This window comes from Streptomyces sp. NBC_01431 (assembly GCF_036231355.1).
In the GTDB taxonomy this organism is placed as follows: domain Bacteria; phylum Actinomycetota; class Actinomycetes; order Streptomycetales; family Streptomycetaceae; genus Streptomyces.
In genome coordinates, this window is sequence record NZ_CP109496.1 from 3,743,995 (window position 1) to 3,765,133 (window position 21,139).

Genomic DNA, 21,139 nt, shown 5'->3' on the forward strand with positions numbered 1-21,139 from the left:
GAAGCGCCGCTGCACGCGCTATCCCACCCTCGTTGTGATCCTGGCGGATCCAGTCGGTCCCCCGTGACGTCCTGATTGTGAGCTGCGATTTTCCCTCATACGGGGGCATGAGGTCTACACCAGTCGCATATCGCTTCCGCAACGCCCGGGGCAAGAGTACATTGGAGAACTTTGGGCGTAGAAAGCGCTTTCTACTTCATCCGGCGAGTGGACTAGACCTTTAGTGGGTTTTGGCGCGAGACTGTTCCCCGTGAGACACGTCATCGCCCTGGATGTGGGCGGCACCGGGATGAAGGCCGCCCTGGTCGGGGTGGAAGGCACGCTCCTCCACGAGGCGCGCAGGCCCACCGGCAGGGAGCGCGGGCCCGACGCCGTCGTCGAGTCGATCCTCGCGTTCGCCGCCGAGCTGCGGGCGTACGGCGAGGAGCACCTCGGCGAAAGCGCCGTCGCGGCCGGGGTCGCCGTGCCCGGCATCGTCGACGCCGAGAACGGCGTCGCCGCGTACGCCGCCAACCTGGGCTGGCGCGACGTGCCCATGCGCAAGCTGCTCAGTGAGCGGCTGCGGGGCGTGCCGGTGGCGCTCGGCCACGACGTGCGCACCGGCGGTCTCGCCGAGGGCCGCATCGGTGCGGGCAAGGGCGCCGACCGCTTCCTGTTCGTGCCGCTGGGCACCGGCATCGCGGGCGCCATCGGCATCGACGGCCGGGTCGAGCCGGGCGCGCACGGCTTCGCCGGGGAGATCGGCCACATCGTCGTACGCCCGGGGGGCATCGCCTGCCCCTGCGGTCAGCGGGGCTGCCTGGAGCGCCTCGCGTCCGCCTCCGCCGTGACGCTGGCCTGGGCCGAGGCGAGCGGTGATCCGGACGCGGACGCCGCCGACTGCGCCAAGTCCGTCGAGTCCGGCGACCGGCGCGCGATCGCGGTGTGGCAAAACGCGGTCGACGCGCTCGCCGACGGCCTGGTCACCGCGCTCACCCTGCTCGACCCCCGCGTGCTGATCATCGGTGGCGGACTCGCCGAAGCCGGGGAAACGTTGTTCGCACCGCTCCGGGCCGCCGTCGAGGAGCGCGTGACGTTCCAGAAGCTACCCGAGATCGTGCCGGCTGCCCTCGGGGACACCGCCGGGTGCCTGGGCGCGGGCCTGCTCGCCTGGGACCTCGTCGCCACGACCACCGACTCGGGCTCCGGTCCCGACTCCGCCCCCGCCCCGGCCTCCGGCTCTGGCGCCGACTCCGACTCCGACTCCGACTCCAGTGAGGTAACCGCCTGATGGCCGCATCGCTTGTTCTCTCCGGCGCCCGCGTCGTCCTCCCGACCGGGGTCGTCGAGAACGGACGCGTGATCGTCGACGGCACGGTCATCGCCGGAGCGGCTGCCGCGGACGCGCCCTCGCTCGACCTGTCGGGCCACTGGATCGTGCCGGGCTTCGTGGACATGCACAACCACGGCGGGGGCGGCGCCTCGTTCACCAACGGCACGGTCGAGGACGTCCTCAAGGGCGTCCACACCCACCGCCTGCACGGCTCGACCACCGTGGTCGCCTCCACGGTCACCGGCGAGATGGACGTGCTCGCCCAGCGCGCCGGGCTGCTGTCCGAGCTGGTCGAGCAGGGCGACCTGGCCGGCATCCACTTCGAGGGCCCGTTCATCTCGCCGTGCCGCAAGGGCGCGCACAGCGAGGACCTGCTGCGCCACCCGGACCCGGCCGAAGTCCGCAAGCTGATGGACGCCGCGCGCGGCACCGCGAAGATGTTCACGCTCGCCACCGAACTGCCCGGCGGCCTCGACTCCGTACGCCTGCTCGCCGAGCACGGCGTCATCGCGGCGATCGGCCACACCGACGCCTCGTACGAGCAGACGGTCGAGGCGATCGACGCGGGCGCCACCGTCGCCACCCACCTGTTCAACGCGATGCCCCCGCTCGGCCATCGCGAGCCCGGCCCGATCGCGGCCCTCCTGGAGGACGAGCGGATCACCGTCGAGCTCATCAACGACGGTACGCACCTGCACCCCGCGGCCCTCGAACTCGCCTTCCGCCACAAGGGCGCGAGCCGGGTCGCGTTCATCACGGACGCCATGGACGCGGCCGGGTTCGGCGACGGGCTCTACCACCTGGGCCCGCTGGAGGTCGAGGTCAAGCAGGGGGTGGCACGCCTGGTCGAGGGCGGTTCGATCGCGGGCTCCACGCTCACCCTGGACCGGGCGTTCCAGCGCGCGGTGACGATCGACGGCATCGCGGTGGAGGACGCCGTACGGGCACTTTCGGCCAACCCCGCGCGGCTGCTCGGCGTGGACGACAAGGTGGGCTCCCTCGAACCCGGCAAGGACGCCGACCTGGTGGTCCTGGACGCCGACTTCGCCGTGCGGGGCGTGCTGCGCAAGGGCGCGTGGGTTCTTGAGCCCCAACTCGGCTGATTACCCCCTGCCGCGGCGGCGCGGTCGGCCCGAGGTCTGGGCCTGCCGCCGTCCGTTTGACATGATCACCCCGTGATTCTGACCGTCACGCTGAACACCGCGCTCGACATCACCTACCGCGTCCCCGCCCTCGTACCGCACGCGAGCCATCGCGTCGAAGAGGTCACCGAACGCCCCGGCGGCAAGGGCCTCAACGTCGCCCGGGTGCTCGCCGCGCTCGGTCACGACACCGTCGTGACGGGGTTCGTGGGCGGGCCGAGCGGTGAGGTGCTGCGCGCGCTGCTCGCCGACTTCGCGCCCGTTGACGAACTCGTCCCCATCGCGGGCGCCACCCGCCGCACGCTGGCCGTGGTGGACGCGACAAGCGGCGACACCACCCAGCTCAACGAGCCGGGCCCGCTGGTCTCGCCCGCCGAGTGGGAGGCGTTCCTCGCGGCGTACGAGCGGCTGCTCGCCGACGCCGACGCGGTGGCGCTGTGCGGCAGTCTGCCGCCGGGGTTGCCGGTCGGCGCGTACGCCCAACTGGTGCGCCGGGCCCGCACGGCGAAGGTGCCGGTGCTCCTGGACACCAGCGGCGAGCCGCTGCGGCGCGGGATCGCGGCCCGGCCCGATCTGGTCAAACCCAACGCGGACGAACTGGCCCGGCTGACCGGTTCGCGCGAGCCGCTGCGCGCGGCCAGGGACGCCCGTCGGCGCGGGGCCCACACGGTGGTCGCCTCACTCGGCCCCGAAGGGCTCCTCGCGGCCGCCCCCGAAGGCCTGTGGCAGGCGGCCCCGCCGACCGCCGTCCAGGGCAACCCGACGGGCGCGGGCGACTCGGCGGTGGCCGGCCTGCTGTCCGCTCTGGTCGAGGGCCTGGACCTGCCGGGCTGTCTGACCCGCGCGGTGGCCCTGTCCGCGGCGACCGTACTGGCACCCGCGGCGGGCGAGTTCGACGCGAAGGCGTACGAGGAACTGCTCGGTACAGTGCGCGTGTCGCGGCCCGCGCACTGAATCCGGGGCGCTTCAGGAGGCCGGGGTCAGCCAGATCTGATCGAGGTTGACGTTGCACTGGTTGCCCTGCTCACAGGACAGCTTGATCTCGTTGGCGCCCTTGTCGAGCTGCACTATGGCGTACGTGCTCTGCCAGCCCTTGGACCAGTCGCCAGCCGGGGAGCCCGCGAAGTTCTTCATGTTCATCGGGCGGCTCTGCGCCTTGCCGTTGAGCGTTATCGTCGCGTTCGCGTCGGCGCCCGGTACGCCGTAGCGCAGGTTCAGCTTGTACGAGCCGGCCTTCGGGACATCGGGCTTCCAAGTGACCGAGGCGCCCACGTTGTTGAAGTCGCCGACGAACGCGCCGCCCGTGGCCTGCGCGCCGGGCACGTTGGTGCCGACCTGCGCGGAGCCGCCGAGGGTCAACGTCGCCGCGTCGTCCTTGGGCAGGTCCGCCGGGGCCGACGCCGAGGACGACGGGTCGGTGCTCGGCTGTTGCGAAGGTTGGCTGGAAGAAGACTTGCCAGGGTTGGCGGTGTCGTCCTTCTTGTCCTTGCCGTCGTTGTTGCTGGCCAGCGCCACGGCGATGCCTATGACGACGGCCGCGACCACCGCGACCGCGCCGATCAGCAGCCCCTTGGTGTTGGGGCCGCGCCCCTGAGGCGGCGCCGGGGGCGGGGTCTGCCGGGGCGGGGCGCCGCCGGGGTAGGTCTCCGGCGCCGCGTACTGGGCGGTCGGCTGCCCGTACTGCTGCTGCGGAGGCCCCTGGTACTGCTGCTGCGGGATCTGTCCGTACTGGCGCTCACCGACCGTGCGCACCTGGTTGTACGACGTCCTGGGGACTCCGGGCTGCTGCTGCCCCACCGTCGGACCGGGGTAGCCGTAGCCGCCACCGGTGCGGGGCGGGTTGGCGCCCGATGCCTGCCCGTCCTCATACAGGTAGCCGAACGGATCGTCGTCCTCGGGGGTGCTCGCGCCGTTGTTGCCGGGCGTCGTCATCCGGGGTCACTCCTCACTGTCCGCCAGCCGTCGCCGACCGGCCGAGCCTACCCCGAACGGACCACTGCCCCGTCTGGGCTTGACCACACCCGGCGGGGCCGACGTGATCAGCCGGCCCGGCGGTGGACCTTGGCGCGCGACCGCTTCTCGATGTACATGCGCTGGTCGGCCGAGCGCAGGACCTCTTCCACGGACATCCCGCAGCTGGCCCAGCCGATGCCGAAACTGGCCCCGACCCGGACCGCCCTGCCGTCCACCCGGATCGGCGGGATGATCGCGTTGCGCAGCCGAACCGCCAGGTCGGCGGCGTCCGCCGCGCCGAGCCCGTCCGCGAGGACGACGAATTCGTCGCCTCCGAGCCGGGCCACCGTGTCGCCGTCGCGCACCCCGGTGGTGAGCCGGCGCGCGACCTCGATGAGAACCGCGTCACCGGTGTGGTGACCGAATCGGTCGTTGATCGATTTGAAGCCGTCGAGGTCGCAGAAGAGGACCGCGAGCCCCTTCGTACCGTCGTCGATCTCACTGTCGGGGGCCACGGTGTGGACGTGGTGGTCGTACGGTCCGCCGCCGGGCACCGCGTCGAAGTCGAAGCCGTCGGCCCGGAACGCGTGCCCGTGCCCCTCGCTCTCGGCGGCGGCGGGCAGCCGGTCGTACGCCGCGTCCAGAGCGTCGGCCGTGGCCGCCGGTCCGGCCGAGTGCGGCCGGGGACAGAGCCGGGCCGACAGCCTCGCGCGCAGCTCGGCACTGTTGGGCAGGCCGGTCAGGGCGTCGTGCGAGGCGCGGTGGGCGAGCTGGAGCTCATGCCGCTTGCGGTCCTCGATGTCCTCGACGTGGGTGAGCAGGAAACGCGGCCCGTCGGCGGTGTCGGCGACCACCGAGTTGCGCAGCGACACCCACACATAGGTGCCGTCGCGCCGCCCGAGCCGCAGCTCGGCCCGGCCGCCCTCGGCGGAGGTGCGAAGCAGTGTCCCTATGTCCTCGGGGTGCACGAGGTCGGCGAAGGAGTAGCGCCGCATCACCGAGGCGGGCCGCCCGAGCAGTCGGCACAGGGCGTCGTTGGTGCGCAGCAGGCGGCCGTGCTGGTCGCCGCCCATCTCGGCGATGGCCATGCCGGAGGGCGCGTACTCGAAGGCCTGCCGAAAGCTCTCCTCGCTGGCCCGCAGCGCCTGCTGCTCGCGCTCCAGGCGGACCAGGGCGCGCTGCATGTTTGCGCGGAGCCGGGCGTTGCTGATCGCAATCGCCGACTGCGACGCGTACATCTGGAGCGCTTCCCGGCCCCAGGCGCCGGGCTTGCGGCCGTTGCGGGGTTTGTCGACGGAAATGACGCCGAGGAGCTCCTGGGCACCGCCCGCGGAGTACATCGGGGCGTAGAGGCGGTCCTGCGGATGCCACTCGTCCTCGAAGCGCGGATCGGGGCCCTCGGTGTACCACTGCGGTACGTCGTCCTCCAGGAGCACCCAGCCCTCGGTGTGCGGGATGAAGCGGAGGCCGTCCCAGTCCTCGCCCATCGACAGGCGCCGGTCCCAGGAGGCGCGCGAGCCGACCCGGCCGGTGATCAGGGCTTCGGCGGCGGCGTTGCCCGCGAAGGCGGCGACGACCAGGTCACCATCGGGTCGTACGAGGTTGACGCAGGCCAGCTCGTAGCCGAGTCCGGCGATGATGCCGTCCGCAACGGTCTGCAGCGTGTCCGCCAGGCTGCGGGCGGTGTTCAGCTCCGCAACCACCTGATGCAGCTGCCGCAAGGTCGCAAGACGGACGTACGGCTCCGACTCGGTCTCCATTGCTCGCTCTCCCCGAGACCTCGACAGCAACTCCTGGCTTCAGATCGGCGTTCCTTTTCCACTGTCCCCGCCACTGAATCACAGCGAGCTGCGTAGCCGGTACACAGGGTCAACAAATAGTGCTCTCTGTGACTCAAGTCACAGCAGATGAGGAAGAGTTGGACGGTCTTTCCGTCTTTGCCCCCTACCTTTTCTGAACGCAAACACTCGTTGAGTGCGGGCGTCGAGAGCGGGCAGGGACCGGGCCGCAAGACCTAGGTCCGGGCTGGGTCCAGGGTCCGATGCGGCCGACGGTGCGAGGAGACTAGCGTTCCGGTTGTGTTGCAGACACCCCTTACCGGCACCCTTTCCGCACTTCCCGCACTTCCCGCAGGAACCCCTCATCCTGATGGGGTGAGCAATGACGAGTTCCGCGCGGCGATGTCCCGACTGGCCGCGGGCGTGGTCCTGGTGACCGCGCACGACAGCGACGACGGGCCCCGCGGCGAGGACGTCGGCATGACCGCGACCGCCTTCATGTCGGTCTCCCTCGACCCGCCCCTGGTCCTCGTCTCGCTGCGCAACGGCTCCCGGATGGACGACCTCTTGGCGGAGCAGCCGCTGTGGGCGGTGTCCCTGCTGTCCGAGAGCCAGCGCCACATCGCCGGCCGGTTCGCGATGAAGGGCCGCATCAGCGACCGTCTGCTCTTCGAGGACATCCCGTACCGCACCGGCGAGGTGAGCGGCGCCCCGCTGGTCGGCGGCGCGCTGGCGACCCTGGAGTGCCGCACCGAGCAGCACGTCGTGGCGGGCGACCACACGCTGGTCGTGGGCCGGGTCCTGACGGTGGGCCTACCGAGCGCGGAGGGCGGCCCGTTGACGTACTTCCGGGGAAAGTACCGGCAGTTGGGGTGAGCGGGGCCCCGGGGGGGGGCGAGCGGGGCAGCACCGCCGGTGTGAGGGCCAGCACCGCCGGTGTGCGGCAGAGCCGCAGCGGCCGCGAGGGAGTCACGAGTTGCGCGGCCGATACGCATTCACGAGCCGCGGCCGAGACGGGCTCACCAGGTCCGCGGTCGGTACGGGTTCACCAGTCGCGGCCGGTGCGGCCCTTCTTGGTCTGGGCGCGCTGCTTCTTCTCGCGCAGGCGGCGCTCGTTGATGCCGCGCGGGATCTTCGTGGCGCGGCGCGGCTTCGGCGGCGGGGCGGTCGCCTCGGCGAGCAGCGAGGCAAGCCGGACGGCCGCCGTCTCGCGGTTGCGCCACTGCGAGCGGTGCTCGGAGGCGCGGACCGAGACGACGCCGCCCACCAGCCGGTTCGCGAGCCGTTCCAGCGCGCGGGCCTTCCAGACCTCCGGCAGCGCCTCGGTCTTCGCGAGGTCGAAGCGGAGCTCCACCTGGGAGTCGCTGGTGTTGACGTGCTGGCCGCCGGGCCCGGACGACCGGGAGAAACGCCAGATGAGCTCGGCCTCCGGGAGGGAGACGGAGCCGCGGATGAGATAGGGCCCGGACATGACATCCATGGTGACGGGTGCGCGGCACCCCGTCACCCGCTTTTCAGCGGACCGCGGCCGCCGGTCCCCCCTGACGACCCCTTGGCAAAGAAAGCAAAGGGGATTGGAACCTCACGGTCCCCTGCCGACGTTATGGGGGATGACGGTAACTTCGGGACGGCCGAAGCCCGCACATCACGACGAAGGGGACATCCCATGGCTGTAAGCCTGTCCAAGGGCGGCAACATCTCGCTCACCAAGGAGGCCCCGGGCCTGACCGCCGTCACGGTCGGCCTCGGCTGGGACGTCCGCACCACCACCGGCACCGACTTCGACCTGGACGCCTCGGCCATCGCGGTGAACGCGACGGGCAAGGTCTACTCCGACGGCCACTTCGTCTTCTTCAACAACAAGTCGACGCCGGACCAGACCATCGTCCACACCGGTGACAACACCACCGGTCAGGGCGAGGGCGACGACGAGTCGATCAAGGTCAACCTGGCCGGCCTGCCCGCCGATGTCGACAAGATCGTCTTCCCGGTCTCCATCTACGACGCCGAGAACCGCTCGCAGAACTTCGGCCAGGTGCGCAACGCCTACATCCGCATCGTCAACCAGGCCGGCGGCGCCGAGGTCGCCCGCTACGACCTGAGCGAGGACGCCGCGACCGAGACCGCGATGGTCTTCGGCGAGCTGTACCGCAACGGTGCGGAGTGGAAGTTCCGCGCGGTGGGCCAGGGGTACGCCTCGGGCCTGGTCGGCATCGCGCAGGACTTCGGCGTCAACGTCTGACGCAACTGGGCGGACCCGACGCCCTGACGTCTTCGCGGTGAGATGCCCCCGGCGATTTTTCGCCGGGGGCATCAACTTGCCTACGCGTGGCCTGAATTCACCGTTCACCGGACAGTAGCGACCTCCTTCCGGACACGAAAAGGTCAAATACTTGTCGGGTCGCTGTCAAGATGTGGTCATCTCCTGGCAGTCTCCAACTCGCCCCCACAGAACGAGTGAAGGAGACCACCGAGTGCGAACCACTCTGCGTGCCGCCGCTCTTGCCGCATCCGCCGCCATGGTCGTCGTCGGCGTACAGTCCGGCTCCACCGCCGGCGCCACCGACCGCGCCGCCGGCGCCACCGCGCTCCCCCTCAGCACCACCCAGCGCGCCGACGCCCTGCGCACCGCCCAGGACGCGGCCCCCGCCGCCGCCCGCCAGATCGGGCTCGGCGCCCAGGAACAGCTCGTCGTCCGCGACGTGATCAAGGACGCCGACGGCACGGTCCACACCCGTTACGAGCGCACGTACAACGGCCTGCCCGTCCTCGGCGGCGACCTCGTCGTGCACACCGCGAAGGACGGCGCCCTCAAGGGCGTCGACAAGGCGACCGACGCGAAGATATCCGTCGCCACCGCCACCACCTCGCTCAAAGCCGCCCCCACCGGCTCCCGCAAGGTGATCTGGGCCGCCACCGGCAAGCCCGTCCTCGCCTACGAACGCACCGTCACCGGCACCCAGCCGGACGGCACCCCGAGTCGCCGCGACATCGTCACGGACGCCACCACCGGCGCCGAGCTCTACTCCCACGAGGAGATCGAGACCGGCATCGGAACCAGCGAGTACTCCGGCAAGGTCACCCTCGGCACCACCAAGAGCGGCTCGACCTACAGCCTCACCGACGCCGCGCGCGGCGGCCACAAGACGTACGACCTGAAGGGCGGCAGCTCCGGCACCGGCACGCTCTTCACGAAGTCCACCGACACCTGGGGCAACGGCTCGCCCTCCAACCGCGAGACCGCAGCCGTGGACGCCCACTACGGCGCGGCCGAGACCTGGGACTTCTACAAGACCGAGCTCGGCCGCAACGGCATCGCGGGCAACGGCAAGGCCGCCTACTCGCGGGTCCACTACGGCAACGCGTACGTCAACGCGTTCTGGGACGACAGTTGCTTCTGCATGACGTACGGCGACGGCGAGGGCAACAAGAAGCCGCTCACCGCGCTCGACGTGGCCGGTCACGAGATGAGCCACGGCCTCACCGCCGCCACCGCCAAGCTGAACTACAGCGGGGAGTCCGGCGGCCTCAACGAGGCGACCAGCGACATGTTCGGCACGTCGGTCGAGTTCTTCGCCAACAACGCCTCCGACAAGGGCGACTACCTCATCGGCGAGAAGATCGACATCAACGGCGACGGCACCCCGCTGCGCTACATGGACAAGCCGAGCAAGGACGGCAACTCCGCCGACTACTGGTCGAGCACGGTGGGCAACAAGGACGTGCACTACTCGTCCGGCCCCGCCAACCACTTCTTCTACCTGCTGTCCGAGGGCAGCGGCGCGAAGACGATCAACGGGGTGAGCTACAACTCACCGACCTACGACGGCTCGAAGGTCACCGGGATCGGCCGGGTCAAGGCGTACAAGATCTGGTACAAGGCGCTCTCCACGTACATGACCTCGACCACCAACTACGCGAAGGCGCGCACCACCACGCTCCAGGCGGCCTCGGATCTGTACGGGGCGACCAGCGCGGAGTACAAGGCGGTGGCGGCGACTTGGACCGCCATCAACGTGAAGTAGATGTGACATAGCGTCAACTCACCTGGTTCTACGGGGAGTCGGGCTTGCCGTCCCCGTAGAGCCAGGTGTCCCACACGGATGCGGCGAGGCTCCTGCCCGCCTCCTCGTCGGCGAAGCGGGTGAAGTCCGCGGTCGAGGCGTTGCCGTACCGGTGGACGCGCACCCAGTCCCGCAGCAGGGCGTGGAACTTCTGCTCCCCCACGGCCTGGCGCAGCTTGTGGACGACCATGGCGCCGCGCACGTACACCGGCCGCGCCGACACCTCGGCGGCGGTCGGCGGCTGGGCGGGCGGGAACGCCCAGATCTCGTCGCCGCCGTCCTTCGCGTACTCCTGGTCGAAGAGCCGCTGCGCCGACGGGCCGCCATGGTCCTCGCTCCACAGCCACTCCGTGTACTGCGCGAAGCCCTCGTTCAGCCACATGTCGCGCCAGGTGGCGGGCGTGACGGAATCGCCGAACCACTGGTGGGCCAGCTCGTGCACCAGGGTGCTGGCGTCGAAGTGGTCGAGCGGCAGCACCGGCCGGTTCTGCGTCTCCAGGGCGTACCCGGAGCTCTTCTCGGGTGCGACGATGACGCCGGTCGAGGAGAACGGGTACGGCCCGAAGTTCTGCTCCTCCCACGCCAGCATGTCCGGCAGCTGGGCCACGACGGCCGCGGTCTGCTTCTTCACCCGGGGGTTGACGGCGGTGTAGATGGGGATCCTGGACTTGGTCATCCCCTTGTCGTCGATCTCGTACGGTCCGATGGCGACGGTGGCCAGATATGTGGCCATGGGCTGGGTGGTCCGCCAACTGAAGCTTGTACGGCCGCCGTTGGAGACCTTGCCCGTCAACTCGCCGTTGGACACGACCTGAAGACCGTCCGGCACGGTGACCTTGATGTCGTACGTGGCCTTGTCGCGTGGATGGTTGTTGGAGGGGAACCAGGCCATCGAGCCGGTCGGCTCACCGAGCGCGAGCACACCGCCGTCGGGCGATTTCAGCCAGCCCTCCAGGGAGCCGTCGGGATCGGTGATGGTCTTCGGGCTGCCCGAGTAGCGGACGTACGCGGTGAAGGTCTGGCCCTCGGTGAGCTCGTGGTGCGGGCGTAGGGTGAGTTCGTCCCCGGCCCGGTTGACGGCCGCGGGCCGGCTGTCGACGGTGGCCTCCTGCACGTCCATCCCGGCGAAGTCGAGATCGAACGCGCTGAGGTTCTTGACCGCCCGCGCCACGATCGTGGCCCCGCCCTTGAGGTGCCCGGAGGCGGGGTCGTAGTCGAGGTCCAGGCTGTAGTGCTGGACGTCGTAACCGTCGTTGCCGAGCCGGGGGAAGAGCGGGTCGCGGGTGCCCGAGGAACCAGGGGTGCCGTCGACGCCGCCCGAACAGGCCGTGACGGCGAGGACGGTGATCAGCGCGGCGGCCAAACGGGCCGGGGCCACCGTGTACCGCCCCTTCACTGCCGCCCCCCGCCTCTCCGGTCGTTTGTCCACATCTGTGATCCTACGGGCGCCACGAGCCCCCGCGAGGCGCGGTCACTCCTTCAGCGCCGCGAAGCTCCGCGAGGCGCCGCCACTCCTCACAGCACCGCGAGGCCCCGCGAGGCCCCGCCACTCCTTCAGCGCGGCGAGACCCGCCCGGCCGAGCTCCTGTCCCGGATCGCGACGCGGACCACCGACCCCGCCGACACCCACGACCGGGCCGTCCCCCGCCCCAGGGCGCGGCCCGCCAGAAACACCCCGACCCTGGGAAGGGCCGCGGGCCCGGGACAGGCGTGGGCCCGGGAAGGGGCGCGGGCCGGGAAGGGCGCGGGCCCGAAAAGGGGCGCGAGGAACTGCGCGACCAGCCACCAACCACCCGCGGCCAAACCCCAGCACAACCCAGCCGGGGTCGGGTCAGGGGCGGAGGCCCGGGGGCACCCCAGGGTCAGGGCCGGAGCCCAGCGCGGGCTCACACGGGTTCAGAAGCGGAGCCCAGGGCGGACCCCCCGGGTCAGAAGCGGAGCCCAGGATGGCCCCCCCGGGGGTCAGAAGCGGAGCCCAGGATGGACCCCCCCCCGGGGGTCAGAAGCGGAGCCCAGCGCGGACCCCCCGGGGGTCAGGGGCGGAGCCCCTGCGAGGGGGCTGCGGAAGGGGTGCCCACCCCAGCCATGACACCATCGAGGCGTGCTCGACATCGGCTACTCCCTATCCCGCCGTTTCCCCGACCCCTCGCAGACCGACTACAGCCGCGCGGACGTCTACACCCTGCGCCACGACCTGTTCTGCGGAGACGTCTACCTCGCCGACACCAAGGCGGACCGCGAGGTGTCCACAGCCTGGGGATGGGTGCCCGTGCTCGACTTCGCGTGGGCACTGTGCGACACCGTCGAGCGGCTCGACCGGGACCCCCGCGGCTCGCGCGCCTCGCAGCCCCAGTACGCCGAGATCGACTTCACCGAGTCGTCGGACCGGATGCTCTTCGAGCGCCGCTTCGGATGGGTCGACGTGGAGGCCGACTGGATGCCCGCCGACGAACCGCCCCTCACCTTCTCGCACGCCGAACTCCGCCGCGAGACAAGGGACTTCCTGCACGACTTGATCGCCGATCTGACCGACATGCACGAGAGCCTCGGCGACAACCCGATCGTCTGGGACCTCCAATCCCGGTTCCCCCGGATGGACTGACGTGACCGCCGGCCCGCTCTGGGACCCCGCGGCGCCCGGCGTGCTACGGCTGCCCTCGGGACGGCTCGTACGGGGCCGCGGCCTGCGCCACCCGATGCCCGCCGGCCCGCTGCCCGACTTCGCCGTCCGCCTGCTCGGCAAACGGCCCGTCGAACCGCCCGACGGCGCCCTTGAGGTCCACTGGCTGCGCTGGCCCGACTTCCGGCTGCCGAGCAGCGACGCCCAGGCGCGGCAGATCCTCACGGAGGCCTGGCAGCGGGCCGCCTCCGAGCGCGTGGAACTCACCTGCGCGGGCGGCCTCGGCCGCACCGGCACGGCGCTGGCCTGCATCGCCGTACTGGACGGTGTCCCGCCGCAGGAGGCGGTGGCGTACGTCCGCGCCCACTACCACCACCGGGCGGTGGAAACTCCCTGGCAGCGGTGGTACGTACAGCGCCGCTTCCACCCGTAGCCACGTGGCCCAGGTCCCGACCGGACCACAGCCCCGCGACGAGGGCCTCTACGCCTCCACCCGCACCCCGATCTGCGCGGCCAACGCCGGTGCCAGATCGAGGAGTTGGGAGGGTGTGATGACCGCGCCCGCCAGCCGCTCGACCCCGCGCGCGATGTCGAGCAGTGTCGCCCCGCGCAGATCGACGTCCTTCATGCGGACCCCCGTGAAGTCCGCCCCGCGCAGCTCGCAGCCGTGGAACTCGACCCGCTCCAGCTTCGCCCCGCCGAAGTCCGGTTCGGTCAGGACGCAGCCCTCGAAGACCACGTCACGCAGCTCGGCCTCGCGCAGATTCAGGTAGTCGATCTTCCCGCCCTTGATCAGCACGCGCTCAAGCACCGACCCGTGCAGCTGCACCCCGCCCATCCGGACGTCCCGCACCTCCACGTCACGCAGACCGGCCCGGGACAGATCCGTACCCACCCCGCGAATCCCCGACAGGACCGAGTCGATGAAGCGGGCGCCACTCAGCCGGGTCTCGTCCAGCGCGCATCCGTAGACACCGCAGTCGAGGAAACGGGCACCGTGCGCCTGCTGCCCGCCCAGATCGAGGTTCCTGAACTCCAGCCCGTCATAGTCGCCCTCCGGCTCCAGTTCACCCGCGCCGAACGGCGCCAGTGGTGGCAACCTCACCTCCGTCCTGCGGGCTCCCGCCGTCGCCGCCGAATTCTTCGCACTCCGTGCCGCTGCCATGTCCCCATGCTGGACCATGGCACTGACAATCACCCCTGCTCGCAAGCGGGGGAAGGCCCCGCTCCGTAAATTCGCGACGCGGACGTGTCACATTCGCGGAACCCGCACCGTCCCATCTCCGAACGCGTCGCCCCCGCCCGGCGAGCGACTGTTCCAGGGCCATCTCCCCGTCGCCCCGTACGAGTCGAAGGCCGCCGGGATCGCCCGCGCGGAGCTGCTCCTCGACACGGGGTTCCCGGGGTGGCGCGAACGCACCACATGGCGCCGCGAGGCCCTCGCGGCGGGCCGCACGGGCGCGGTCGACCCGCCCGGCACGACCTGGCGCGACCGCCCCGCGATCGACCGGGGCCACGGCGTGTACCTGGCGGGTGACCAGGTCGCGGCCCCGGGCGTCCTGTCGGAGGTGGCCTTCAACAGCGCGATGGCGGCGGCGTCGATGGCCCTGAAGAACCTGAACTGGCACGCCTGGACGCGCGTCACGCCTGACCGGTCCCAGCTCCGCCAAGGCCCACTGGACCCACTCCACACCCCCCTGACTTCGAGGGGACGGCGAACCATGGTCCAGGAGATCAAGCGCAGGGCCCGCGCTACACACTGGAGCCGGGGCGCTGATGGCCAGCGGGTGCTACTGCGCCCCGCCCAGCTTGCGCAGCGCGTCATCCGTGAGCCGGTTCACGGTCCACTCCGACATCGACACTGCTCCGAGGGACCGATAGAACTCGACGGCAGACAGGTTCCAGTCGAGGACCGACCACTCCAGGCGCTCATAGCCGCGCGCCACACAGATGCGGGCCAGCTCGGTGAGGAGGGCCTTGCCGTGGCCGCCTCCCCGGGCCTCGGGGCGTACGTACAGGTCCTCCAGGTAGATGCCGTGCACCCCGCGCCAGGTCGAGAAGTTCAGGAACCAGAGGGCGAAGCCCACCGGCTCGCCCGACTCGTCCTCCGCGATGTGCGCGAACGCCGCCGGGTGCTCGCCGAACAGCGCCTCGCGGAGCTGCTCCTCGGTGGCGCGCGCCTCGTCCAGTGCCTTCTCGTACTCGGCGAGCTCGCGCACCATCTGGTGGATCACGGGGACATCGGCGGCTGTGGCATTGCGAATCATGGCCGAAGAGTAGGCGGCGCGGCATCCGTGCCGCCTATCCGTTTCGCCGTACGGACAGGGCACGGGGGGCCGGGCGCAGGACGGGGCCGCCGCGGGTGCGGGGTGGGGGTGGGCAGTCGCGGGCGCGGTACAGACATGCGGGCCCTCCGTCCTCCTGGGAAAGTCACACCCGGCCGACGCCCGGATGTCGATCCCCCGTCCCGCCCCGCCCTCATGCGTGAATCAGCGCATGAGGCGTTTTCCCCCCGGCCGACGGCACCGCGGCGCACGGGCCCCCGACACGCAGGCTCCCGACACATCTGCCGATCCCCCACCGCCCCGCCGCACACCGCGTGCCGGCGCGCTACACCGCACCCTCCGCCACGCGCTCCACCACGCCCTCCGCTACATCCGCAGCGCCCCCGGCACCTACCTCTGGCTCGCCGCGCTGTTCGTCACGACCGTCGCCATGCACCACATGTCGCCCGAATTCGAGACGGACTTCCTGCGGCAGCGGTCCACCAACATTCACGAGTTGTCGACCAACCCGGGCCGCGTCCTGATCGCGAGTGCCTTCTGGATCGACGGCGGTGGCTGGCTCCCGTACGCCGTGCTCTACACCATCTTCCACGCGCAGGCCGAACGCTGGCTCGGCACCCTGCGCTGGCTGATCATCGCGTTCGGTACGCACGTGGCCGCCACGTTCATCAGCGAGGGCGCCCTGCTGTGGGCCATCCGGCACGGCTACGCGCCCCCTTCCGCGGTCAACACCCTTGATGTGGGCGTCAGTTACGCCCTCGCGGGCGTCATCGCGGTCCTCACGTACCGGATCGCCCCGCCCTACCGCTACCTCTATCTGCTCGGCGTTCTCGTCGTCTACGGCGCCCCGCTCCTCAGCGGCCGCACGTTCACCGACCTCGGGCACTTCGCGTCCGTACTCATCGGTCTCGCGTGCTACCCGCTGACCCGCGGGCAGGGCGGCGCGCCCTGGAACCCGGCCGACACCCTGCGCGCCGCCGCCCGCCGGCTCAGCAGACCCCGCCGAGCGGCTCGCTAAGAAACGCCCGCCGCTGCCAGCGCCTTCCCGAACGCCTGCGTGTCGAAGATCGCCCGGCCGGCCCCGGCCGGTTTCTTCCCGTCGATCAGCACCACGGGGCTGCCGTTGACGCCCGAGTCCTCGAACGCGCCCTCCGCCGACTTCACCCAGGCCTTGTACGTGTCCTCGCGCACCGCCTTGTCGAAGGCGGCGCCGCGCAGCCCCGGCACCTTGTCGGCGATCTTCAGCAGATTGTCGGCGGTGAGGGCGTCATCGGTCTCCTTCTCCGGCTGGCTGGCGAACACCGCCGCGTGGAACTCGGGGAACTTGCCCGCCTCGACGGCCGCCCGCATCGCGTTGACGGCCCGCTTCGAGCCGCTGCCACCGAAGTTGGCGTCGAGGAACGAGGCGATCGTGTAGCGGACCTTGACCTTGCCCTCGGCCGCGAGCCTGGTCACCGCGGTCGCACCGCCGCCCTCGTAGTGCTTGCAGAACGGGCAGCGCGGATCCTCGTACACGGTCACGGTGTGGGGCGCGGCCGGATCGCCGACGACGATTTCCGCACCCGCCACCTTCGCCGGCAGCTTCGCCAGCGTGGCGGCCTCCGGCGCGGTCTTCACGGTGAGTTCGGCCTGCGAGGACGCACCGGAGCCCGAACCGGAGGAGCAGGCGGCCGCCGAGAGGCCGAGCCCCACGGCCGCCACCACCACAACCGCGGCACGACGGATAGCGCGTACGCCCATGAAAAACCAACCCTTCGGTGCGAAATACCGCAAAATTACCTGACCTTCGACACTAAACACCCGCCCCTGCCGCCCTGGCCGCCAAAGGTCCCCCCGCACGCCGCCATTGGTCCCGCGGATTCCGCAGCGACCCTGCCCACCTGCGGATTCCATGGCTGGACAGCCCCCGTGCCCCGGGTGTACGAACAACCCCCATGAGCGCGATCAACGGCGGAATCTCCTTCTGGTACGCCACCGACGGCATACCCGCACCCCGCGAACCGCTGGCCGGTGACACCAGCGCCGACGTGGTGATCGTCGGCGGCGGCTACACCGGCCTGTGGACGGCGTACTACCTGAAGAAGGCGGCGCCCTTCCTCAACATCACCGTCCTGGAGTCCCGGTTCTGCGGCTACGGCGCCTCGGGGCGCAACGGCGGCTGGCTCTACAACGGCATCGCGGGCCGTGCCCGGTACGCGAAGCTGCACGGGCAGGACAGCGCGGTCCGCCTCCAGCAGGAGATGAACGCGACGGTCGACGAAGTCGTACGCGTCGCCGCCGAGGAGTCGATCGACGCCGACATCCACCGCGGCGGGGTGCTCGAAGTGGCTTACACACCGGCCCAGTTGGGGCGGCTCAAGGACTTCCATGCCGCCGAGTTGGCCTTCGGTGAGAAGGACCGCGTCCTGCTGGGCGCGCGGGAGACCACCGAACGCGTCCGGGTCAGCGGGGCGGTCGGCTCGACCTGGACCCCGCACGGCGCGCGCATCCACCCGGTGAAGCTCGTCAAGGGCCTGGCCGCCACGGTCGAGGCCCTCGGCGTCACCGTGTACGAGTCGACCCCGGTCACCGAGATCCGGCCGCGGCACGCCGTCACCCCGTACGGAACGGTTCGCGCGCCCTACATCCTGCGCTGCACGGAAGGCTTCACCGCATCGCTGAAGGGACAGCGGCGGGCCTGGCTGCCCATGAACTCCTCCATGATCGCCACGGAGCCGCTCGGGCCCGAGGTGTGGGAGGCGATCGGCTGGGCGGGCCGCGAGACGCTGGGCGACATGGCGCACGCCTACATGTACGCGCAGCGCACCGCCGACGACCGCATCGCGCTGGGCGGCCGGGGCGTCCCGTACCGCTTCGGTTCGAAGACGGACAACGACGGGCGTACCCAGCCCGCCACCATCGAGGCACTGCGCGACATCCTGGTGCGCTTCTTCCCGCAGCTGGCCGGGGCCCGCATCAGCCACGCCTGGTCGGGGGTGCTCGGCGTGCCGCGCGACTGGTGCGCCAGCGTCACCCTGGACCGTACGACGGGGCTGGGCTGGGCGGGCGGCTACGTCGGCTCGGGCGTCGCCACGGCCAACCTCGCCGCTCGCACCCTGCGCGACCTGGTCCAGCAGGACTCCGGGCAGGCGGGGCCCACCGAACTGACCACCCTGCCGTGGGTCAACCACAAGGTCCGCATGTGGGAGCCGGAGCCGCTGCGCTGGCTGGGGGTGCAGGGGATGTACGCGGCGTACCGGGCGGCCGATCGCCGCGAGCTGGCGGGACGGCGGGCGGACACGGACCGGATCGCCACGATCGCCGACCGGATCGCCGGACGCCGCTGAGCCCCTGGCGGGGCGGGGTGCGGGCACGGCTTCCACCCTCCCCGGGGCTCGCCGGGGAGGGCCAGCCGCTCAGGCCACCACGATCCCGTACTCCCCCACCAGCTCCCCCAGCCCGCCCCGGTAGCCCTTGCCGCCTGCCACGAAGTCCCAGTCGCCACCCGGTCTGCGGCGGAACGAGCCCAGTACCAGGGCCGTTTCGCCGGGGCGGCCGTCCGAGACGGGGAGACGGTCCAGTTCGCGGCTCGCGGGGTCGCGCAGGCAGATCGCCGCGTCCGTGAAGCCGGACAGGTCCTGGTCCGGGTTCAGCTCGGGGTCGACGGCGGCGACCAGGACCAGCCGGTCGGCCCGTTCGGGCAGCGCGTCGAAGACCACCCGCACCGCCGCCCGGTCGCCCCCCGTGCCCGGCACCATCCGTACCGAACCCCCCGGATTCTCGGGGTTGTTGAAGAACACGAAGTGCTCCTCGGCCAGCACCCGCGCGCCCCGGCACACCAACGCGCACACATCGAGGGCGACCGCGCCGGCCCACGTCATGCCGAGCAGGTTGAAGTCCTCGACCGCCCCCCGCTGCTCAGGGACGGCGTGCACAGACCCGGGCGCAGACGCAGAGGCAGAAGCAGCCGCAGCCGTAGAGGTAGACGCAGAGACGGGCGCAGGCGCGGACCCGTCGCCGAGGCGGCCGCGCAGGCCGTGCTGGTGCAGCAGTCCCACCAGCTCCTCACCGGAGACCAGCGTGAGCGGCTTGCCCTCGGCGAAGCCGTACGAGCCGGGCCCGAAGCCCGAAGTCGTCACCAATACACCCTTGTTGGCGCCGGCACCCTGGACCGTTCCGTACAGATCGCGCACCGCGGTCGGCGGAACCGTGTTGCGGTAACGCTTGACCTGGACGATGATCCGGCCGCCGCTGATCGGGTCCGGATCGAGGGCTTCGACGTCCACCCCGCCGTCATTGGAGCGCTGCGTGGTCAGCGCCTGCATCCCGCGGGCCCGGAACAGCTCGGCGACCAGGCCCTCGAACTCGATGGGGTCCATCGTGAACAGGTCGGGCTCCTCACCACCGCCGTGCGACACCACTCCCGTACCCACATCGGCAGGCCGGCGCCCGGGACGTACCGCGGCGCGCTGGTCCGGCCGCGTGGACAGCTGCCCGCGCAGCGCCTCCACCAGGCAGTCGACCGCGCTGACCTGCCCGAGGTTGAGCCGCGCGAACGTGGCGCGCGACACGCTCACCGTGGCGAGGAAGATCTCCGCCCGGCGCCCGGTGGCGGGGTCCACGTCGTCGACGAACCCGTTCAGGGCCACCGATTCCAGGACCCCGGCCTCATCGGCCGCGAACAGATCGCGAAGGACGAGCAGCATGCACTGCGCGAGCGCGTCCCGGTACAGCGCGCGGCGCTGGGTGACCGGGCGGGCCGACTCCTTCTCCTGGTCCGAACTCGCCACGTAGCGTACGGACTTGGACTCCGGGACGATCTCGTACCCGGGCAGCTCCCAGTCCAGGACCAGTTGGCGCGCGCCCCGGTCGAAGGAGGCCGCCACCTGGCGGGGGAAGCCCTCGGGCCAGGCGCCCGAGGAGTACAGGGCGGCCGAGAAGTAGTCGACCACCGCGCCGGGATCGCCGGCCTTCAGCGCGTCGGCGAGCTCGGCGATGCCCGCGTTGTGTCCGCGCACCTCGGCGAGCTGTCCGTCGGCCCAGGCGTCGTACTCCGCCCGGTACGCCGCGAGTTGCTCCTGGCGGCGCGCCTCGGCGAGCTGCGCCGCCTGCCAGTCGTGCTGGTACCGGGCCTGCGCCTCCTGCTGGGCCTGCGCCCGCCGCCCGGCCGTCCAGCCGCCCGGCGCCTGGTAGTGCGCCGGATCCGGCATGGCCACCGGCTGGGCGAGCCGGCCCGGCTCGAACGGCGCGATGCGCTCCGGCCGCATCAGCGCCGCGATCCTGAACGGTGCCGCCTCGCAACCGGCCGCCAACAGCCCGGCGAGCGCGGCCACTTGGTCTTCCAGCTCCTGGGTCCGCAGCCGCGCGTCCGCGTCCCGCCCCTGCCGGTACGCCGCCTGCTGCTCCCGCTGCGCCCGCGCGAGATCACGCTCGTACGCCCGCTGCTGCCGCTGCTGCTGCGCCACCGCCCGCTGCTGCGCCTCCCGCTGGCGCTGCTGCTGACGCTGCGCCTCGGCCCAGACCCCGACCAGACCGCTGGAACGACGGCTCATGCGTTGACTGCCTCTCTCCCCACACCCCGGCTCCCCGCACCCCGGAAGAGCCCCGCATCCCCGGAGAGCCCCACACCCCGGAAAAACAAGTGTCCCGGACCTGGCAGGCCCGGGACGGTTTGTTGCACTTCGCTACGACAGAGCCCCCTGTCGGGTTCGAACCGACGACCCCCGCTTTACAAGTTCGATCAGGCTACCCGCGCCGACGGCCAACCTGACGGACGGGTGCGGCTTGAGGCTGCCAAGGTACGGCGCTGATCGAGGCCGTTGATGTCAGCGTTGGATGTCAGCGAAACAGCCCCGGCATGGGGCAAGCTTCCAACGGCTCGTGCGGCCGATCGGTCCAACCCCACCAGACGTGCCGACTCGGGCACTTCCAGAGGGCCCGGCAGATCCGCTGACCGTCGTCCTCCCGTCGGGAGAGCACAAGGCCGCCTGATTGGGTGAGTTGACC

The 21,139-nt window shown here is 71.3% G+C and carries 18 protein-coding genes and 1 pseudogene; 11 read left to right on the plus strand and 8 right to left on the minus strand.

The window, feature by feature from the left end; genetic code table 11:
- Nucleotides 1-250 precede the first annotated feature (250 nt).
- From OG522_RS17165 to OG522_RS17175, 3 genes are all read left to right on the plus strand, one after another.
- Nucleotides 251-1,270: an ROK family protein gene (locus OG522_RS17165; RefSeq protein WP_329463850.1), complete on the plus strand. Its 1,020-nt coding sequence runs from the start codon at nucleotides 251-253 to the stop codon at nucleotides 1,268-1,270.
- Nucleotides 1,270-2,415 (plus strand): N-acetylglucosamine-6-phosphate deacetylase, encoded by a 1,146-nt coding sequence (gene nagA, locus OG522_RS17170; protein WP_329463851.1) that lies wholly within the window; start codon nucleotides 1,270-1,272, stop codon nucleotides 2,413-2,415. Before OG522_RS17165 ends, nagA begins: the two co-directional genes overlap by 1 nt.
- Before the next feature lie 72 nt (nucleotides 2,416-2,487).
- Entirely contained in the window at nucleotides 2,488-3,408 is a 921-nt protein-coding gene (locus tag OG522_RS17175) for a 1-phosphofructokinase family hexose kinase (protein ID WP_329463852.1), read from the plus strand.
- A gap of 12 nt (nucleotides 3,409-3,420) precedes the next feature.
- Here OG522_RS17175 and OG522_RS17180 read toward each other — a convergent pair whose 3' ends face one another.
- Entirely contained in the window at nucleotides 3,421-4,386 is a 966-nt protein-coding gene (locus OG522_RS17180) for a CBM35 domain-containing protein (protein WP_329463853.1), read from the minus strand.
- Between the two features lie 107 nt (nucleotides 4,387-4,493).
- On the minus strand, nucleotides 4,494-6,167 hold the full coding sequence (gene cdgB / locus OG522_RS17185; RefSeq protein ID WP_329463854.1) for a diguanylate cyclase CdgB: 1,674 nt from the start codon (nucleotides 6,165-6,167) through the stop codon (nucleotides 4,494-4,496).
- Nucleotides 6,168-6,587: 420 nt separating this feature from the next.
- Between cdgB and OG522_RS17190 the strand changes: the two genes are divergently transcribed.
- The gene (locus OG522_RS17190) at nucleotides 6,588-7,061 is read left to right on the plus strand and encodes a flavin reductase family protein (protein WP_382813145.1); all 474 of its coding nucleotides are present in this window, start codon (nucleotides 6,588-6,590) and stop codon (nucleotides 7,059-7,061) included.
- Between the two features lie 169 nt (nucleotides 7,062-7,230).
- On the opposite strand, the gene arfB is transcribed toward OG522_RS17190, so the two are convergent.
- The gene (gene arfB, locus OG522_RS17195) at nucleotides 7,231-7,665 is read right to left on the minus strand and encodes an alternative ribosome rescue aminoacyl-tRNA hydrolase ArfB (protein ID WP_329463855.1); all 435 of its coding nucleotides are present in this window, start codon (nucleotides 7,663-7,665) and stop codon (nucleotides 7,231-7,233) included.
- Between the two features lie 186 nt (nucleotides 7,666-7,851).
- Between arfB and OG522_RS17200 the strand changes: the two genes are divergently transcribed.
- On the plus strand, nucleotides 7,852-8,427 hold the full coding sequence (locus tag OG522_RS17200) for a TerD family protein (protein WP_329463856.1): 576 nt from the start codon (nucleotides 7,852-7,854) through the stop codon (nucleotides 8,425-8,427).
- Between the two features lie 277 nt (nucleotides 8,428-8,704).
- A complete protein-coding gene (locus OG522_RS17205; protein WP_329467632.1) occupies nucleotides 8,705-10,210 on the plus strand; it encodes a M4 family metallopeptidase in 1,506 nt (501 codons plus the stop codon).
- A gap of 28 nt (nucleotides 10,211-10,238) precedes the next feature.
- On the opposite strand, the gene OG522_RS17210 is transcribed toward OG522_RS17205, so the two are convergent.
- Nucleotides 10,239-11,627 (minus strand): M1 family metallopeptidase, encoded by a 1,389-nt coding sequence (locus OG522_RS17210; RefSeq protein WP_329463857.1) that lies wholly within the window; start codon nucleotides 11,625-11,627, stop codon nucleotides 10,239-10,241.
- A 723-nt stretch (nucleotides 11,628-12,350) separates the two neighbouring features.
- On the opposite strand from OG522_RS17210, the gene OG522_RS17215 reads away from it, so the two are divergent.
- Both OG522_RS17215 and OG522_RS17220 read left to right on the plus strand, forming a co-directional pair.
- Nucleotides 12,351-12,851, plus strand: coding sequence for a hypothetical protein (locus OG522_RS17215; RefSeq protein ID WP_329463858.1), 501 nt, complete (start codon nucleotides 12,351-12,353; stop codon nucleotides 12,849-12,851).
- A gap of 1 nt (nucleotide 12,852) precedes the next feature.
- Nucleotides 12,853-13,302 carry a protein-tyrosine phosphatase family protein gene (locus tag OG522_RS17220; protein ID WP_329463859.1) on the plus strand — a complete coding sequence of 150 codons (450 nt, stop codon included), beginning with the start codon at nucleotides 12,853-12,855 and terminating at the stop codon, nucleotides 13,300-13,302.
- A gap of 48 nt (nucleotides 13,303-13,350) precedes the next feature.
- On the opposite strand, the gene OG522_RS17225 is transcribed toward OG522_RS17220, so the two are convergent.
- Nucleotides 13,351-14,034 (minus strand): pentapeptide repeat-containing protein, encoded by a 684-nt coding sequence (locus OG522_RS17225; RefSeq protein ID WP_329463860.1) that lies wholly within the window; start codon nucleotides 14,032-14,034, stop codon nucleotides 13,351-13,353.
- A gap of 133 nt (nucleotides 14,035-14,167) precedes the next feature.
- On the opposite strand from OG522_RS17225, the pseudogene OG522_RS17230 reads away from it, so the two are divergent.
- A pseudogene (locus OG522_RS17230) lies at nucleotides 14,168-14,479 on the plus strand (FAD-dependent oxidoreductase); the annotation flags it as partial.
- 180 nt (nucleotides 14,480-14,659) lie between these two features.
- Here the strand turns inward: OG522_RS17230 and OG522_RS17235 are convergent.
- Nucleotides 14,660-15,136, minus strand: coding sequence for a GNAT family N-acetyltransferase (locus OG522_RS17235; protein WP_329463861.1), 477 nt, complete (start codon nucleotides 15,134-15,136; stop codon nucleotides 14,660-14,662).
- Between the two features lie 229 nt (nucleotides 15,137-15,365).
- On the opposite strand from OG522_RS17235, the gene OG522_RS17240 reads away from it, so the two are divergent.
- Nucleotides 15,366-16,172: a rhomboid-like protein gene (locus OG522_RS17240; RefSeq protein ID WP_329463862.1), complete on the plus strand. Its 807-nt coding sequence runs from the start codon at nucleotides 15,366-15,368 to the stop codon at nucleotides 16,170-16,172.
- Here OG522_RS17240 and OG522_RS17245 read toward each other — a convergent pair.
- The gene (locus OG522_RS17245) at nucleotides 16,169-16,894 is read right to left on the minus strand and encodes a DsbA family protein (protein WP_329463863.1); all 726 of its coding nucleotides are present in this window, start codon (nucleotides 16,892-16,894) and stop codon (nucleotides 16,169-16,171) included. The two genes, OG522_RS17240 and OG522_RS17245, sit on opposite strands and share 4 nt — an antisense overlap.
- A gap of 194 nt (nucleotides 16,895-17,088) precedes the next feature.
- On the opposite strand from OG522_RS17245, the gene OG522_RS17250 reads away from it, so the two are divergent.
- A complete protein-coding gene (locus tag OG522_RS17250) occupies nucleotides 17,089-18,480 on the plus strand; it encodes an NAD(P)/FAD-dependent oxidoreductase (protein WP_329463864.1) in 1,392 nt (463 codons plus the stop codon).
- A 69-nt stretch (nucleotides 18,481-18,549) separates the two neighbouring features.
- On the opposite strand, the gene OG522_RS17255 is transcribed toward OG522_RS17250, so the two are convergent.
- The gene (locus tag OG522_RS17255) at nucleotides 18,550-20,685 is read right to left on the minus strand and encodes a restriction endonuclease (RefSeq protein WP_329463865.1); all 2,136 of its coding nucleotides are present in this window, start codon (nucleotides 20,683-20,685) and stop codon (nucleotides 18,550-18,552) included.
- Nucleotides 20,686-21,139: the final 454 nt, after the last annotated feature.